The following is a 15,990-nucleotide window of genomic DNA, read 5'->3' as shown; positions in this document are numbered from 1 at the left end:
AAAAAATATGGGAAAGCTTCTTCAATATTTTCAAGAAAAAGTGGTTTTTTTACCAGTCGTTTTGCCAGAAAATCATGAATTTGATTTTAAAAATAATTTCGAAGAATATTTTTGGGAAACTCCTTTTGACGGAAAAATAAATGTACTTCATTTTAAAATAAAAAACCCGAAAGGCGTCATTGTCTACTTCCATGGAAATGCAGATAATCTACATCGTTGGGGGAAAATCGCCACAGAATATACCACCTTTGGGTACGATGTTTTGGTGATGGATTATCGTGGTTACGGAAAAAGTTCAGGTCCCAGAAATGAAGATTATCTTTATTCCGATGCGCAGTTTTTCTATGAGTTTGCAAAAGAGCATTATGGAGAAGAGAATATAATCGTATATGGAAGAAGTTTGGGCGGTTCTTTTGCGGTTAAAGTGGCAGCAGAAAATCAGCCAAAAGCGGTCATTTTAGAAGCAGCATTCTTTAATTTACAGGATATTGTGAACCGATGGTTGCCCAAACAAGTAACAGATCGTGTTTCTCCGACTATGACCTATCATTTTTTATCCAATGAAAATATTATAAAAGTGCAAGCACCACTCTATCATTTTCATGGGACAAAAGACAATATAGTTCCTTTAAAATCAGGTAAAAAATTATTTGAAACTTTCAAAAAATCGCAACCGAAAATAAAAAAGAAATTTATTGAAATTCCAAATGCCGGACATGATGACCTGATTAATTTTGAGAAATTTGTAACCGAAATTAAAAAAATATTAAACGCTGATGAGTAAATGGGAATTTAATAGCAAAGTGTTTCTTCAACAGTTAATCGCGTATTTTTTTCTACTGAATGGTTTAAAATTATTATTAAGCTTACGAAATATTGATCTTCTTAAAGTTCTAAACAACGGAAGCTCCTTGCAAGTTACAATAGCAGAAGTTCAAGTTCTTTACCCTAACCGTGTTCCAGGTATGATTATTTCTGATTTTATCTTCTTTAATACAATAGTCTCCTACTGCATCACTATAATCATATTTTTATTGCTATTGTTTTTCAGCAAAAGTAAAAGAGAAACTTTTCTGATCTTTATTCCTTCAATGGTCCTTATTATTTTCTTTGGCCAAGAATTTTGGAACATCGTAAAATTTCTTTTTATTGAACCCTTTACATTTCTAGATAATATTTATTTAGAAGTCATTTTCAGTGGAGTTGTCTTAATTATATTGTCTACTTTATTATTCAGTTATTCTAATTCAAAAAAATTACTAAACAATGCTTAATTTTTGCGCCATCGATTTTGAAACCGCCACACACGAGCGACACTCTGCCTGTGAGATGGGAATTTGCGTGGTTGAAAATGGCGAAATTGTTTCTACTAAGACGTGGCTCATCAAACCACCAAGTTATCCTTATTTTCACCCCAGAAATATTGATGTTCATGGTATTACTCCCAATGAAGTGAGCGATGCACCGACCTTCGATGAAATATGGCATGAAGCGCAGGATTTAATGTATGGAAATTTAATGATTGCACACAATGCCGGTTTTGATGCTGGTGTGTTGAGAAGTTGTCTGGATTACTATGGTTTTTTTAAACCCAAACTGAATTATTTATGCAGTATTTCGATTGCCAAAAAATCGTGGAAAGGTTTACCGAAGTACGGATTGAAAAGCTTGGCAGAGCAACACAACATTCATTTTAATCATCACCGTGCAGGTGCTGATGCCGAGGTTTGTGCGAAGATTTCTTTATTGGCTTTTAATCAACTGATGCTGACTAGAGATGATGAAGTTAATGAATACATGAAAAAAAATATGAAAACACTTTAGATACGAACTTACCTTTAATTACTCAGGACTTCAGCCACTAAGTTAAACTTTGGAACCTCTATTTCTAAAGTTTCATTGGATAAAATATTTTTGCAATAATACTTTCCCGACATATTCCCAACACCGGAACGCAGCATTACGTTCGAAAAATAGGTGAAATTCTCGCCTGGTTCAATCGTTGGTGTTAATCCAATCACCCCTTCTCCGGCGACTTCGGTAAAGCCGAATCCTAAATCAAAAATCAACCATTTTCTGCTCAAGAGTTTGATGGCCTCGCGCCCTAAATTTTCTATACTGATATTGTACCGAAATACAAAGCGGTTCTCTGCAGGAAAACTGTTTTTTGTATCGTACTGGGGAATCACAGAAACTTTAATATCGAAAGTAGTCGTTGAATACATGATGGGAAATTTAAATCAGTTCATACAAAAATCCCGCCTTTGTAGACGGGACTTGTATAATTTGTGAAAATTTTTCTTTAATTAAAGTTCCAATCCTCTTCTTTCGTCACCTCCAAGTAAGAATTCAACCGGATTATCGATCGCTTCTTTTACGGCAACTAAGAATCCTACAGATTCTTTACCATCGATAATTCGGTGGTCGTATGATAATGCCACGTACATCATTGGGCGAATTACAACCTGTCCATCAATCGCCATCGGTCTTTGTAGAATATTGTGCATTCCTAAAATCGCTGATTGTGGTGGGTTAATAATTGGAGTAGACATCATGGAGCCGAAAGTTCCACCATTAGTAATGGTAAAAGTACCTCCCGTCATTTCATCAACAGAAATATCACCGTCTCTCACTTTTTCAGCAAGGGATTTAATATTAGCTTCTACGCCTCTGAAACTCATGTTTTCTGCATTTCTCAACACTGGAACCATCAAACCTTTCGGTCCAGAAACCGCGATGGAAATATCACAGAAATCGTAACTTACTTTGAAATCGCCATCGATTGAAGCATTAACATCAGGATACATTTGAAGTGCTCTGGTTACTGCTTTGGTAAAGAAAGACATGAATCCCAAACCAATTCCGTGTTTTTGAGTAAACTCTTCTTTATAGAGCTTTCTGATTCTAAAAATTTCCGACATATCAACTTCATTGAAGGTCGTCAACATCGCGGTTTCGTTTTTCACAGAAACCAACCTTGCGGCAATTTTTCTACGAAGCATGGATAGCTTGGTGGTGCTTGATCCTCTAGATCCGCTGGTAGCAGAACTTGTGGCTCCCATGGCTGGAACAGAAGCTACCTCAGCATCTTGTTTGGTAATTCTACCATCTTTCCCAGAGCCACTTACTTGTGAAGCATCAACACCTTTTTCGTCTAAAATTTTCTTAGCTGCTGGTGATGGTGTTCCGGTGGCATACGTTGCAGCAGGTTTAGCTTCTATTTTTGGAGCTTCTGGTTTCGCAGGTTCCGCTGCTTTAGCCTCTGTTTTTGCAGGCACAGAGCCTTCTGGTTTCGCTGCAGCGGTGTCAATCAGGCAAACCACCTGACCTACTTCTACTACCTCACCTTCTTCAGCTTTCAGGGTAATTACCCCACTTTCTTCTGCTGGTAATTCAAGCGTTGCTTTATCAGAATCTACTTCTGCGATAGGTTGATCTTTTTCTACATAATCGCCGTCTTTTACTAACCACGTTGCGATTTCAACTTCGGTGATGGATTCTCCCGGCGATGGGACTTTCATTTCTAATATAGACATCGGATATATTTTTTATTTTTTGTTTTAAATCGATTAAAAACTTTATTTTGAGTAAAATTATTGAATTAAAATTATGCGGTTACCGGTCTTTTCGTCGGTGCATCATTTCGATCAAATACGCGATTAATTACACTATTCTGATTTTTTTCAAACATTTTATGGCTTCCGGGTGCTGGTGAACCACTTGGCACAGCAGCAATAACCTGAATTCCTGTATCGCGGAAATTTCTTAAAATATACCCCCAAGCTCCCATATTCTCTGGTTCTTCTTGTACCCAAAGCAATTGTTTTCTCTTGCCATATTTCGCGAAAATCTCATCGATCTTATTTTGTTGTAGCGGATACAGTTGTTCCATTCTAACCAAGGCTATATTTTCGCAATTCAGCTCTTCTTTTTTAGCCAAAAGTTCGTAATAGATTTTACCTGAACAAAGAACTAATTTATCAATTTTATCTGGTGTTGCTGTTACATCATCGATGATTGGCTGGAACTCTCCTGTCGCTAATTCTTCAATGGTAGAAATTACTTTTGGATGGCGCAATAATGATTTTGGCGTCATTACGACCAAAGGTTTTCTGAAGTTCCATTTCATTTGTCTTCGCAGTAAATGAAAATAATTTGCGGGTGTTGTGGCATTGGCAACAACCATATTTTCATTGGCACAAAGCCCTAAAAATCGTTCTAATCTTGCTGAAGAATGTTCGGCGCCCTGTCCTTCAAAACCATGTGGAAGAAGCATTACTAAGCCTGCTTGAATTTTCCACTTCTCTTCTGCTGCAACCAAATATTGATCGATAACGATTTGAGCACCATTAACAAAATCACCAAACTGAGCTTCCCAAATCGTTAAGGTGTTTGGCGAGGCCATGGCGTAACCATAATCAAAACCTAAAACTCCATATTCTGATAGATGGGAGTTGTAAATATCAAACCTGTTTTCTGAAACATGTCTTAAGGGGATGTACTCTTCTTCACTATCTTCGGTTTTTACGAGTGCGTGCCGGTGAGAGAATGTTCCACGTTCTACATCTTCACCAGATATTCTCACATTGTGACCTTCGGTAAGTAAAGTTGCATAAGCCAACCATTCACCTAGTGCCCAATCTAGTGTATCTCCTTCAATCGCCTTAATTCTGTTTTCAAAAAGTCGGGTTACCTTAGTAATGAATTTTTTATCCTTGGGCAAGGTCGACATTTTAAGAGCCAATTCCTTCAACTGCGTTGCATCAAACTTGGTATCGACTGCCTGATAAACTTCTCCTTTTGTAGACATCGGTAAATCTTTCCAAGCATCTGCCATAAAAAGATCCATGGTATTTTTTTCAATTTCTTTTGATGCGTCAAAATCTGCATCCAAAAGTTTTTTGAAAGAAGTCTCCATATTTTTCAAGACTTCATCAGGAAGCATCCCTTCCTTAATTAATTGTTCTTTATAAATCTCTCTCGGGTTGGGGTGTTTCGAAATTAATTTATACAGGTTTGGTTGTGTAAACCTAGGTTCATCGCCTTCATTATGTCCGTATTTTCTATAGCCTAAAAGATCGATATAAACATCTTTTCCAAATTTTGCGCGGAAATCAGCAGCAAAACGAATGGCATGCACCACCGCTTCAACATCGTCAGCATTCACATGCATTACAGGAGATTCTGTCACTTTTGCAACGTCTGTACAATAATTGGAAGAACGGGCATCTAAGAAATTGGTGGTAAAGGAAACTTGATTGTTCACTACAATATGTACGGTTCCACCAGTGGTGTAGCCTTCCAGCGTCATCATTTGGGCAACTTCATACACGATACCCTGTGCTGCAATCGCACCATCACCATGAATAATGATTGGTAACACTTTCTTGTAATCTTTGTAGGTATCATCTACTTTTGCACGACAAATACCTTCTACCAGAGCTGCAACAGTTTCTAAGTGTGAGGGATTAGGAGTTAGATTGATTGAAACCTCTTGTCCATTTTGCGTTTTTATTTTTTTAGATGATCCTAAATGATATTTCACATCCCCAGAAAACACATCTTCTTCAAACTCTTTACCTTCAAATTCCGAGAAAATCTGCTTGTACGACTTACCGAATATATTGGTTAATACGTTTAAACGTCCTCGGTGGGCCATTCCCAAAACAACTTCATCTACTCCTAATTGGGAGGAACGGGTTATTAATTGATCTAAGGCTGGGATCAGCGACTCTCCTCCTTCCAATGAAAATCTTTTTTGCCCTACAAATTTAGTATGGAGATAGTTTTCAAAAGCTACCGCTTGATTGAGTTTCTCTAAAATTTCAATTTTTTCATCGGCGTTTAACTGCGGATGATTTTCATTAACTTGCAGCCACTCTCTGATGAAAGTGCGCTCTGCCACATTATTAATATGCATATATTCCACCCCAATCGATTTGCAATAAATTTTGTCGAGATGATTAATAAGTTCCTGCAAAGTAACCGCTGAAGCTAAACCAGTGGTGGTGGCCGAATTAAATTTTCGGGAAAGATCAGCTCTGGTTAATCCAAAATTTTCTATTTCCAAAGACGGTTCGTAATTTCTTCTTTGTCTCACCGGATTGGTGTTGGTAAAAAGATGACCACGATGTCTGTAGGCTTCAATCAAATTTAGAACTTGAAATTCTTTTTGTATATCCTCTGGAATCTGACCATTTGCGGAGGCTTGATTTGCCAGCTGTACTGGAGTAGAAACTTTTGTTGATTCAGAATTACTCCCAAAATCATCACCATATCCTTCTAAAGCAAAATCAAACCCCTGAAAAAATGCTTTCCAGGAAGGTTCTACCGAGTCGGGGAACTTTAAATATTGTTGGTATAAGTCTTCTATTAACTGCGAATGTGCAGCGTTTAGGAATGAAAATTTGTCCATTATTTACAAATTAACTGTTTATTTTTATTTAAAGACCAAATTTAACAAAAATAAGTGACGTAGTAAAGCCAAAAAATGGTTAAAAAGACGATTACTACAAATTATTTGTAAACCGGCAAAGATAATTTCATAACGGTGTTAGTATCAGTGGTTGGCTCTTCTAAGAAAGTCTGTTGCAAATCACCAATTCGCATGGTGTCACGTTTTGCTTTTGTTAAGAGTTGCTGAATTGCTTGCACCCGACCTGCATAACTTCCTTGATAGAAAATCACGTAGTATTTTGCACCATTTATGGTTCTAAAACTAAAATTATTGTCGGTTATCCCCTCTTTTTTAGAAAGCGGAATTCCATAAAAATAAGAAACCTCTTTATCCTTAAAACTATCTGCATCCGTAATTAAAATAGGCTCACCATATTCATCATCTCTTTTGCCTAAATCCATTTTCACATAGTTTGTTGCTTTATTATGATTAATGACAATGTTTTTAAAAAGGGCATCTTTTACATTTTTGGTCGTAACGTTTATGCCTAGCAGCAATTGAGTGTCTTGTTGCTCTACAATTAGGGAGTCGAATTTTAAACTTTCGTGCTGCATTTCTCGATCAACTTTATTACCTAGAAGATGATAAAGGTTTTTCATGCTTTTATCAATATTATCAACCCAAAAGTCTTCAGATATTAAATTTAAAGATCGTTTTAAAAATGGTTGTTTTGGGGTGTGAACAAACCAAATGATTTTGGTTTTATTATTTTGGGCAATAAATTTCAGGTCGATCGAGTATGGCGTACTTTTCCGGCCTTCGAATAATTGATACTTCAACGTTCGTTCAGGATTTTCATATCGAATAAAAACATCACCAAAAACATCATCATCCTTTTGATCGTGAAAGCTTAATGCACTGCCTCTTCCTTCATAGGGTGTGAAATATTGAACGCTTAAGTCTTTATTATCTGAAAAAAAAGAGTTCCATCTGGTAAAATTCTGTAAGTTATTAAATTGCGGGAATACTTTATCAATGGGATAATCAATCTCTTTTTCGATCGTGAAATTTTTATTCTCATCAACAAATGTCATTGAAACGGCATAAACCGCTCCGAAAAACAAAACCATAAAAATTCCAAATTTTATCCAACGCATGGGGCAAAAATACGGAAAAAGGTGCGCAAAAAAAACACGGCAATAAAAATACGACCGTGTTGCTTTATTTTGGATGAAAGTTGTTTACGGGATTTGTGTTCCTGGTTTAATGACTGCATTTTTTTTAACAACGATAATTCCATCTTTAATAGAATAGGTTTCAAAATCTCCATCCGCTAAATGTTTTCCGCCAATGATTCTGACATTGTCACCGATTCTACAGTTTTTATCGAGAATTGCCCGTTCGATATAGCAATATTTTCCGACTCCCAAATTGGGAATTCCTTGGTTATCATTGGATACAATTTCTTTGGTTTCCTGATAAAAATCGGCACCCATCATGTAGGAATTCATTAAGGTACTTCCGCGGTCAACACGACTGCGATTCCCCACTATTGAATTTTCTATTTTATCTGCCATTACAATACAGCCATCACCGAAAACGGCTTTGCTTACATAGGACCCAAGTATTTTAGACGGCGGGAGCATTCTTGCTCTGGTATAAATGGGCGATTTGCTGAATAAATTGAATTTCGGAAAATCCTTCGTTAAATCTAAATTCGCATCAAAGAAAGATTGTATGGTTCCTATATCAGTCCAGTAGCCATCATATTGAAAGCTCAAGGTTTTATATTTCCCAATCCCATTTGGAATAAGCTCACCACCGAAATCGTCCCCTGGATCCTCATCAAACATTTTTTTCAATCCATTTTTATTGAAAACATATATTCCCATGGAGGCAAGATATTCTTTACCATCGGCTTTGTTTTTTTCAGAAACTTCAGATTTCCAATCATTTAAAGCATCTCCCGACGGTTTTTCAATGAAGGAGGTTATATTTCCTTCTTCATCAGATTTCAAAATCCCAAAGCCTGTAGCATCGTGGGCATTCACCGGAATGGTTGCAATGGTAATATCGGCTTTATTTCGGCAATGAAAATCGATCATTTCACGAAAATCCATTTGATACAGTTGATCACCGGAAAGAATTAATATATACTCATAATCATATTTATCCAAATGCTTCATGGATTGCCTAACCGCATCAGCCGTACCTTGATACCAAGCATCGCTTTCTATATTTTGTTCTGCGGCTAAGATATCCACAAAACCTTTGCTGAAAATATCAAAGTGGAAAGAATTTTTAATATGAGAATTTAGTGATGCTGAATTGAATTGGGTCAGCACGAGAATTCGATTGAATCCCGAATTAAGACAATTTGAAATTGGAATATCCACTAACCGATACTTCCCTGCAATTGGGACCGCTGGTTTCGAGCGTGTGTTGGTTAAAGGAGACAGTCTGGTTCCTCTTCCTCCACCTAGAACAATTGATATTACGCTGGGTTTCATATATTTCTTTTTATTAGATTACTAAAATTTGTTGTATAACAATATTACCATTTTTCTGGTACTAATCAAAATAAAATTGACTGATAAATGATATCATATTTGAATTTAAGGTGGAAAAGATACAGAATCGATAAAGATCAAAAAATTCTTAATGCCAGTATGAATAAAGTAGAGAAAATTAATATAATCTTCTTTGAGTCTTTTGGGTTCATCGTATTCAGGAATAAATGGAGATCAAAGGAATTTCAGTTTTATCGGTAGAAAATCCTTTGTAGCAAACGTCTAAGCTCGCGGACTATCATGGGTAAAGGAAATAGCACATCACAAAAAAATCTCCCAAAAAATTTGAGAGATTTGCGATCCGGACGGGACTTGTTCTTTTTGAAAAAAAGCCCTATCCATAAGCTTTATGCTGTTTCCTTGTTTAGTAGGTCACTGAATAGGTCACTTTTATAAACAATTTAGAGAGCGTCGTTTTTTACTGGTGCAAATATAGCCCATTTTTAATTATTTTCAAATATTCAATTCATTTTTTCAATAAAAAAGTTACAATTGGCAGATAATCAAGTTGATTTATTTTGACCAATCCCCTTTAAACATTGATATAATTTTGAAATCCTGCACTATACTATAATTAAACTGTCTTTCAATTCGTATTTCGCATATGGAGTCCAATGTAAATACAACTTTATAATTTTTAAAGAACCGTAATTAAATTTCATGATTATAATATTCATCAAGATTTGATAAATATTTTATAATTAAGTTCACATCAATTTTTGTTTCAAATTGATCATTATCAGAAACAACCGTATAGGTTACTGTTCTTACTAAAAACCTTATCGCTTCTTTTATTTCTTCATCTTGTAATTCTGTAAAAAAAGTCTGATAAGCTTGAAATGGAATGTAATAGGAGTTTTCACTTTTTACGTAATAAATATTAAATCTTTCTGAAAGAAGATTAAGAAAACTTTCTATTCCACTTTTAAAGTAATTGAGTAGTTCATAAAATAAAACATGATTGAACTCAAAATGTAATTTATATCCCAAATCTACTTTAGTAGCAAGGTATTTATCTTTATAATGAGCCGCATATAATTTATAAAATTCATTATCCGAGTTGAGAACATCTGAAAGTTTTTTTTCTTGGTATTCTAAAAGAATATCTTCAAATTGATTAAGCTTTTCATTTGTGAAAAATTCGTTATAATTATCAAAATCGCGATGTCTAAACGAAGAGTCCTGTTCATTTAATCTTCTATACAATCTAATTTTCTTTTGTGCTGATGTTAAATTCATAGTTATTTATTTTTGTTAAATTTATTAAGAAAGTTATTGAAATTAAAACCAATACCTGCAATATTAGGTTTAAGTTCCAAATTGTCTAAATCCCAAAGTTTTTCCCACAGATTTTCCCTTTCGTTAAGATTTTGCTTTCTTTCCTTTTTTAAACTTTGCTTGATTTTATCTAATTTAGACTTATATTCTGGAGTATAATTTGGTTTGTTTAAAAAATTGATTTCAAAATCTTCTATTTTTAAAGTCACATTTGAGGGGTTAGATTCTATAAAACCTTTGATAATTTCTGTGTGAAGCCAGAATGCTAGATTATGTAATCTCGATTGATAACCTGTTAATGCCAGCTCACCATCTTCAATTGAAAAATCACCATTAATGATTTTTAAATCATTTTCATGCGGTTTATCAATATCGTTTATTAAATAATTGATGTCTTTATATAGAGTTTCTATAAAGTTGGGATTTTCATTTCTTAATGGCTCAATTACCGAAATAATGTATTCATCCAAAGATTTTTTTTCGGTATTTCTTATTTCTTCTATAATATTTAGATATTCAGTTCTTTGTAACATTGCTTCATTAGATTGGGCTTTAATAGTAAGTGCGTCCGTTCACGAAATCAATTAGTGATGTTTTTATTTACTCCATTTTAAGTTTTGTGCATACTTTGTATGTGGTCCAATTTCATATGGAAAAGATTTTGAACCAGTCTCATGTCCTAATGTTTGAATAACTTCATCTGTTACCCATATATAATTTTCAGAGGATTTGGTCTTTAAATCCATAAGTAATGGCATTTGTTCATCATTAATAACTAAATCAAAAACTTCATAAATGAACAGTCCTTTACCTCCCATATCCAGATCAATTATAGGTGATTGAATTTTTTTCTTAAACTTGTAGTCGATGTATCTAAAAGGTCTCCATGTTAAAATTTCTGTCGCAATTAATTCTTCACAAAATTCTCTCCAAGGCGAAATCTCACGATCCTCTTTTGAATCGAACCATTTAAGAAATTTAATTAGATTTTTACCTTTTACATGAACACGCAGATCATTTTTTGCTATTCCTTTTTCAGTTTCAAATTTTCTGTCAGGTCTAACATCTAATTCTTCGAATTTTTTTTCACAGCCTGGTAATGTTTTATAACAGCCTCCTACAGGTTGAAAATATTTTCTTGTTCTACTTTTAACAAGCAAATATTCATTTTCAACTTTTATTCTATAGAGATATGAAATAGAAACACGAACATCAGTATTTTTTAACAAAACCTGTGACTGGAAATAAAATCCAAGTCTATTATAGTTTTCATATACAAAAGTTACAATGAAAGTAAGTAATGCGATATATCCAGTGGTGGAATATTTAGATTCTGTCCAGTTTCCTTTTTCAATGTATCCAACAACGATTAGAATAACAGACAAAATTATTTGTAGAAAGATAGGTCCTTTTTTCATACAATTTTGGGGCTTGGATTAAGTTTTTTAATGGTCTCGGCGACAGTTTCAAAATCTAGAGCTTTATCTGGAAAGCATTTAGCCACAGCTTCCGGCAATATTCTTAATCTTATATCTGAAAAAGAAAATGCAAGCCCTTCATTAGATTCTTCGCCTGACAAATTAGCTAATTCCTCAAACTGCTTATCTGTAATTTCAACACCATCAAGAGAGGTTTTAAAAAGAAGCACTCTTTCCTCAAAGGTGGGACGTTCAAATTCCAAAATAATTGCAGCTCTTCTTACTATAGCTTCATCAAGAAAATGCAATCTGTTTGTAGACATGAACAGTATTGCCCGACCATTTAGTTCACGAATTTCATCAATTTTTTGAATTAATGTATTTACAGCTGCTTTTTCTTCCTGATGCATCTGCATAGTAGATCTGGTTGAAGCAATTGCGTCAGCTTCGTCAATCAGTAAAAATGCTATTCTCTTTTTACCTGCTTGATTTTTCAGTTCTGCAAAAGCATCATTTACCAGATTTCCCATTTGACCGTGCAAACCTTCACCTCTCACTCTTGTACTCAACTTTAGAAAAAACCCATCCTTTTTTAAATCTCTCAGCATTTTATCTGCAATGGCTTCAGCTGAAACAGTTTTACCTGTTCCCGCATCACCTGTCAATATAATTAAAGGATACTTCTCTTTCAGTTGTGAAATTACGGGTAGTTCAGATTTGTGAAATTTCTTGCTCCACTCAACTAGACCTTCCTGATCTAGCAATAGTTTTAAGTTTGAGAATATCCTATTATATTTGTCTTCAAAACCTATTAAATGTTTAGCTCTTTCGGCTATTTCTCTGCTCGGCAGTTCTGTTATATTATCGAAAATTGTACTCATATTTATTTAAAGTTCTTTTTTTGTAGTTCGTATCCATTGCTTGCATATAGCTGTGCGTCTGACTGCTGTAAATGTGGAAAATTAGTATTAATATTTGTACTGCCCCAATTCACTTTTAAATCTTTTTGAAAATTTGCTTTTTCTTCAGCAGTTAGGTTGTGCCATTTCTGGGTATGAGATAATATGATGGATAGTGAAGTATTATCAGTATTTGGCCAATCATTATTTTTTCCGGCACGTTCGCTATCGGTTGCATCACCTAAATCATTTACAATAAATTTAGCTGCTTTTACAGGTAAGCTAGTGTTGGTATCAATTAAGGTTATACTTACTGAATATAAATAATATTTTTCTGCAAATTTGAGCACATCATGGAAAACCTTATCCACATATTCCATTGTCCATTTATTGGTACGTCTGGCTATAGTTCTAATATCTGTTTCGCAACTTTCAAATGTTTTTCTTACATCAAGAACTGTGTAAGTATTTGTTTTTGTATTTGTTCCGTACATAGTTTAATTTATTTAATGTTAAAAGCTGGACCAAAGACACTTTTCCATTCCTGTACCGTATCTCCTTCATTATTTCTCGCCTGAGCAAAGTTCAAAGTGTCAAAAGCCTCTTCAGCTTCTTCAATAATTTCGTTCCACTTCGGTTGATTCATCCTCTTTGCTACATTATTTTCTTTATTTGTATTGTCTGCAAAATAGATTGGTGAATCATAATTAGGTGGCACATTACGAATGGAATCCTGAAATACAATTTCCGGGAATTCGGAGGAACTTATAAATTCAAAAAAACGAATAATTCCTTCTTCAACATTTGTTTGAATTCCTTTATTAATATCAAGATGGGCAACAATCAATTCTATCGCAAAAGAAGACAATCCAGGCTCATCATCAGAGGGATTTAATTCTTTATAATTTCTCCACCACTTTACAGCCCTTACAATTGAAGTGTAAGCGGGATTCTCTTGTCTTCTATTAAGTGAAAAACTTAATTGTTTTGAAATACTGGTAATATATTTTTTACCATTACCATGTCTGCTGGGTTGCCATACATAATCCTTTGGTAAACTCAAAGGTACTACAGGTACTATATCAACACTTAATCCAGAACCAGAAAAATATATGGTTACAGATTTTGTATTTCCTGCCGCATCAACATCTTTAGAAATATCTTTTTGCGGATATATCTCTTCTAAATACTCTACAATGAAATCAAAAAGTTTCCCAATATCATTATGAATGTCTTCGTCACCTGCAACAAAAAGCACAAGATCTATATCTATAGGATGGTCTCCTGTAGGTTTTAAAATTGTATGCTTTTTCCAAGAGCCGGCAATGATATATTTTTCAACTTTTAGCCCATGCCTGTCATCTTCAGCAATTTTTTTATTTAATTTTTCCTTTAGATTGTTTAGCTGATCTCTATACTTGCCCATATTTTCTGGCTGTAATTTGATTTTGCTAATAAAAAACTGTAAATCTTTGTCTGATAATTTCATTTTTCTGTTTATTATGTTTGTTACATCAAACTCTTCGCCTACGAATTGGGTGATGACAAACTGTCATTAAAGTCTGATTTAGATGTAAATTGAGCCAAATGTAATCTTATTTTAAAATAAAGAATTACGGAAATCCATAAGGAGATAAATAGCATTTTTAAATTTTGCACTCAAAATAAATTCCTGTTATTTCTTCTCATTTACACGTTCATATTTAAATTTGATTTACTACAAGCATTATTCTGTGATGCTTGTAGTAAATCAGGGAATTACTTTTCTTTTGTAATTCCTTTGAAAGGGGTGTTACTGGAAGTTTTTACATCCATAAATCTGCCTGTAGCCGTATCACGTTTTATCCACGAATCGTTTTGTGGATTGTAAGTTTGTGAACGCCCTTTAACGGCTCCGTTTCTGTGACCATCTCCGGTCGGTTTGTTAGTTGCCATAATTATTAAGCATTTTTTTCCTTTAACATTAGCCATAAAGGAATTGGCAGTTGAACAAACTTCATACATATACTAATTCCGTTAGAAAGATTTTTATAACTTTGGGAAATATGAGCTTATCCACTCATATACTAATTCCATTAGTAATGCTTTTTGGTATATAGATGAATGTAGAACAAAAAAACACCAATGAAATAATTTTTGAGACATTACCCAGTGATGAACTTATAGATTATATCTCATTTAAAGAAGAATATCCTGATGAAGCGACGTCAGCATTTACTGAATTTTGCAGTAGATTTGAAAGAGATATTTTGCAAAAAGCTGAGATATATTGTAATAAATTTAATTACAGTGAGGTCGTTGCTCTTGAAATAGCAACATGCGCTTTTGCAAGAGTATGGAAATATCATTCTTTTACTAAGGATAAAGCAAAGTATCCTGATGATATTGATCGATCAATTTTATTGTGGCTTTATCCGATAGTATATACTCAAATAATAAAATATGGAGATCTGGATACTTGTGCTGAACCTGAAGAAGATGATTTATCTATTGTCGAGAATATTGATGAACTAATTACGTTAACAATAGGAGATGAAGATATCCAAAAGAAAAAAGATTTAAAAATTAGATTAGAAATTATTGAGAGAGCTATGCTTGGTTTATCTGAAAAACATAAGATTATTTATCTTACATACAAAGCATACGAAAATACAGGTAAGAAAAACCTGCCAAGATCGGTAGGTAAGAAGCTCAGAGAGAAATTGAATTTAGTTCAAAATTCAATTCAGGTTTATAAGAAAGAAGCTAATGATCATATTAATAACTATCTAAAAGCTTTCAATGGGAATTGATAAAAAATATATAGGAAAAGTTACAGAGAATAATCTTGATGATTGGTTACACTCAACAGGTTTTGTATTTCCTCAGACTAAAATTCATATAGAGAGGTTTAATAAGCTTTACGAGGATTATGATTTTAAGCTGAAAAACACCAGCATTAATGTCAAATCAATTATTGATGGTTCTTTTTGCTTAGAAAAAGAACCAAAAATTATATCTATTGATTCTAACATAAGTCTTGAAATACAAAGTTTGAAAATGGTTGCAAGAAAAGGGCAAAGTGGTATTTCTCAAAGTGTGATTGATAAAATGAAGCAGAATCAGAAAAAGAAAAATGGTGATAGATAATATTTCCTTTTCAAAAATTAAAAAACTTGCTGGAAATATTAGTGGGCTTTTCAATACAGAAAAAATAATTCCTTTACATCTTATTGCAGAATCTGAAGATATTGAAGTATTTTATGATCACTATGAAAAAGGAACTTTTGATGGAATGACCGTTTATGATGACGATGAATTTTATATTCATATAAATGTAGATAATTAACCTGTTGTGCATTTAGCATAAATTAATTTTTGTTTTATTTATACTTCTTTTAAAAACGAAAAAATTCAGATACTGTATCATTGTAAAGGAAGTGATTTTA

Annotated in this window: 17 protein-coding genes; 5 read left to right on the top strand and 12 right to left on the bottom strand. The window is 33.9% G+C overall.

What is annotated here, in order from left to right; genetic code table 11:
* Positions 1-7: 7 nt before the first annotated feature.
* Together QWY78_RS01530 and QWY78_RS01525 are read left to right on the top strand one after the other, a co-directional pair.
* On the top strand, positions 8-784 hold the full coding sequence (locus QWY78_RS01530) for an alpha/beta hydrolase (protein WP_290215906.1): 777 nt from the start codon (positions 8-10) through the stop codon (positions 782-784).
* Positions 785-1,266: 482 nt separating this feature from the next.
* Positions 1,267-1,824 carry a 3'-5' exonuclease gene (locus QWY78_RS01525; RefSeq protein ID WP_290215905.1) on the top strand — a complete coding sequence of 186 codons (558 nt, stop codon included), beginning with the start codon at positions 1,267-1,269 and terminating at the stop codon, positions 1,822-1,824.
* Positions 1,825-1,838: 14 nt separating this feature from the next.
* Here the strand turns inward: QWY78_RS01525 and apaG are convergent, their stop codons facing one another.
* The 12 genes from apaG to QWY78_RS01465 all read right to left on the bottom strand — a co-directional run bounded on the left by apaG (position 1,839) and on the right by QWY78_RS01465 (position 14,497).
* Positions 1,839-2,225 carry a Co2+/Mg2+ efflux facilitator ApaG/CorD gene (gene apaG / locus QWY78_RS01520; RefSeq protein WP_290215904.1) on the bottom strand — a complete coding sequence of 129 codons (387 nt, stop codon included), beginning with the start codon at positions 2,223-2,225 and terminating at the stop codon, positions 1,839-1,841.
* Positions 2,226-2,306: 81 nt separating this feature from the next.
* Entirely contained in the window at positions 2,307-3,536 is a 1,230-nt protein-coding gene (gene odhB, locus QWY78_RS01515) for a 2-oxoglutarate dehydrogenase complex dihydrolipoyllysine-residue succinyltransferase (RefSeq protein ID WP_290215903.1), read from the bottom strand.
* Between the two features lie 71 nt (positions 3,537-3,607).
* A complete protein-coding gene (locus QWY78_RS01510) occupies positions 3,608-6,415 on the bottom strand; it encodes a 2-oxoglutarate dehydrogenase E1 component (protein WP_290215902.1) in 2,808 nt (935 codons plus the stop codon).
* A 101-nt stretch (positions 6,416-6,516) separates the two neighbouring features.
* Positions 6,517-7,554 carry an SRPBCC family protein gene (locus QWY78_RS01505; RefSeq protein WP_290215901.1) on the bottom strand — a complete coding sequence of 346 codons (1,038 nt, stop codon included), beginning with the start codon at positions 7,552-7,554 and terminating at the stop codon, positions 6,517-6,519.
* 84 nt (positions 7,555-7,638) lie between these two features.
* Positions 7,639-8,907 (bottom strand): glucose-1-phosphate adenylyltransferase, encoded by a 1,269-nt coding sequence (locus QWY78_RS01500; RefSeq protein ID WP_290215900.1) that lies wholly within the window; start codon positions 8,905-8,907, stop codon positions 7,639-7,641.
* Positions 8,908-9,618: 711 nt separating this feature from the next.
* Positions 9,619-10,206, bottom strand: coding sequence for a hypothetical protein (locus tag QWY78_RS01495; protein ID WP_290215899.1), 588 nt, complete (start codon positions 10,204-10,206; stop codon positions 9,619-9,621).
* Positions 10,207-10,208: 2 nt separating this feature from the next.
* Positions 10,209-10,778, bottom strand: coding sequence for a hypothetical protein (locus QWY78_RS01490; RefSeq protein WP_290215898.1), 570 nt, complete (start codon positions 10,776-10,778; stop codon positions 10,209-10,211).
* A gap of 63 nt (positions 10,779-10,841) precedes the next feature.
* Positions 10,842-11,663: an SMODS-associated NUDIX domain-containing protein gene (locus tag QWY78_RS01485; RefSeq protein WP_290215897.1), complete on the bottom strand. Its 822-nt coding sequence runs from the start codon at positions 11,661-11,663 to the stop codon at positions 10,842-10,844.
* Positions 11,660-12,544, bottom strand: a complete 885-nt coding sequence (locus tag QWY78_RS01480; RefSeq protein WP_290215896.1) for an AAA family ATPase — start codon at positions 12,542-12,544, stop codon at positions 11,660-11,662. The genes QWY78_RS01485 and QWY78_RS01480 overlap by 4 nt, the downstream gene beginning before the upstream one ends.
* A gap of 2 nt (positions 12,545-12,546) precedes the next feature.
* Positions 12,547-13,056, bottom strand: a complete 510-nt coding sequence (locus tag QWY78_RS01475) for an HORMA-1 domain-containing protein (protein WP_290215895.1) — start codon at positions 13,054-13,056, stop codon at positions 12,547-12,549.
* A gap of 8 nt (positions 13,057-13,064) precedes the next feature.
* Positions 13,065-14,051: a CBASS oligonucleotide cyclase gene (locus QWY78_RS01470; RefSeq protein WP_290215894.1), complete on the bottom strand. Its 987-nt coding sequence runs from the start codon at positions 14,049-14,051 to the stop codon at positions 13,065-13,067.
* Between the two features lie 269 nt (positions 14,052-14,320).
* The gene (locus tag QWY78_RS01465; RefSeq protein WP_290215893.1) at positions 14,321-14,497 is read right to left on the bottom strand and encodes a hypothetical protein; all 177 of its coding nucleotides are present in this window, start codon (positions 14,495-14,497) and stop codon (positions 14,321-14,323) included.
* Positions 14,498-14,661: 164 nt separating this feature from the next.
* Here QWY78_RS01465 and QWY78_RS01460 point away from each other — a divergent pair, with 164 nt between their 5' ends.
* Genes QWY78_RS01460 through QWY78_RS01450 form a run of 3 tightly spaced genes read left to right on the top strand, consistent with a single transcriptional unit; the run spans position 14,662 to position 15,890 of the window.
* Positions 14,662-15,354 carry an RNA polymerase subunit sigma gene (locus QWY78_RS01460; protein ID WP_290215892.1) on the top strand — a complete coding sequence of 231 codons (693 nt, stop codon included), beginning with the start codon at positions 14,662-14,664 and terminating at the stop codon, positions 15,352-15,354.
* On the top strand, positions 15,344-15,691 hold the full coding sequence (locus tag QWY78_RS01455) for a hypothetical protein (protein ID WP_290215891.1): 348 nt from the start codon (positions 15,344-15,346) through the stop codon (positions 15,689-15,691). The genes QWY78_RS01460 and QWY78_RS01455 overlap by 11 nt, the downstream gene beginning before the upstream one ends.
* Positions 15,678-15,890 carry a hypothetical protein gene (locus QWY78_RS01450; protein WP_290215890.1) on the top strand — a complete coding sequence of 71 codons (213 nt, stop codon included), beginning with the start codon at positions 15,678-15,680 and terminating at the stop codon, positions 15,888-15,890. The genes QWY78_RS01455 and QWY78_RS01450 overlap by 14 nt, the downstream gene beginning before the upstream one ends.
* Positions 15,891-15,990 lie beyond the last annotated feature (100 nt).

The organism is Kaistella yonginensis (genome assembly GCF_030409525.1).
GTDB classification, from domain to species: domain Bacteria; phylum Bacteroidota; class Bacteroidia; order Flavobacteriales; family Weeksellaceae; genus Kaistella; species Kaistella yonginensis.
This window is presented reverse-complemented; position numbering and strand designations above follow the sequence as displayed.

What these genes read in the sequence shown, in the direction of transcription:
- QWY78_RS01500 (WP_290215900.1), bottom strand. Translation starts at nt 8,907, where the DNA reads ATGAAACCCAGCGTAATATCAATTGTTCTAGGTGGAGGAAGAGGAACC.
- QWY78_RS01480 (WP_290215896.1), bottom strand. Translation starts at nt 12,544, where the DNA reads ATGAGTACAATTTTCGATAATATAACAGAACTGCCGAGCAGAGAAATA.
- QWY78_RS01460 (WP_290215892.1), top strand. Translation starts at nt 14,662, where the DNA reads ATGAATGTAGAACAAAAAAACACCAATGAAATAATTTTTGAGACATTA.
- QWY78_RS01490 (WP_290215898.1), bottom strand. Translation starts at nt 10,778, where the DNA reads ATGTTACAAAGAACTGAATATCTAAATATTATAGAAGAAATAAGAAAT.
- QWY78_RS01450 (WP_290215890.1), top strand. Translation starts at nt 15,678, where the DNA reads ATGGTGATAGATAATATTTCCTTTTCAAAAATTAAAAAACTTGCTGGA.
- QWY78_RS01455 (WP_290215891.1), top strand. Translation starts at nt 15,344, where the DNA reads ATGGGAATTGATAAAAAATATATAGGAAAAGTTACAGAGAATAATCTT.
- QWY78_RS01495 (WP_290215899.1), bottom strand. Translation starts at nt 10,206, where the DNA reads ATGAATTTAACATCAGCACAAAAGAAAATTAGATTGTATAGAAGATTA.
- apaG (WP_290215904.1), bottom strand. Translation starts at nt 2,225, where the DNA reads ATGTATTCAACGACTACTTTCGATATTAAAGTTTCTGTGATTCCCCAG.
- QWY78_RS01475 (WP_290215895.1), bottom strand. Translation starts at nt 13,056, where the DNA reads ATGTACGGAACAAATACAAAAACAAATACTTACACAGTTCTTGATGTA.
- QWY78_RS01510 (WP_290215902.1), bottom strand. Translation starts at nt 6,415, where the DNA reads ATGGACAAATTTTCATTCCTAAACGCTGCACATTCGCAGTTAATAGAA.
- QWY78_RS01465 (WP_290215893.1), bottom strand. Translation starts at nt 14,497, where the DNA reads ATGGCAACTAACAAACCGACCGGAGATGGTCACAGAAACGGAGCCGTT.
- QWY78_RS01530 (WP_290215906.1), top strand. Translation starts at nt 8, where the DNA reads ATGGGAAAGCTTCTTCAATATTTTCAAGAAAAAGTGGTTTTTTTACCA.
- QWY78_RS01485 (WP_290215897.1), bottom strand. Translation starts at nt 11,663, where the DNA reads ATGAAAAAAGGACCTATCTTTCTACAAATAATTTTGTCTGTTATTCTA.
- QWY78_RS01470 (WP_290215894.1), bottom strand. Translation starts at nt 14,051, where the DNA reads ATGAAATTATCAGACAAAGATTTACAGTTTTTTATTAGCAAAATCAAA.
- QWY78_RS01525 (WP_290215905.1), top strand. Translation starts at nt 1,267, where the DNA reads ATGCTTAATTTTTGCGCCATCGATTTTGAAACCGCCACACACGAGCGA.
- QWY78_RS01505 (WP_290215901.1), bottom strand. Translation starts at nt 7,554, where the DNA reads ATGCGTTGGATAAAATTTGGAATTTTTATGGTTTTGTTTTTCGGAGCG.
- odhB (WP_290215903.1), bottom strand. Translation starts at nt 3,536, where the DNA reads ATGTCTATATTAGAAATGAAAGTCCCATCGCCGGGAGAATCCATCACC.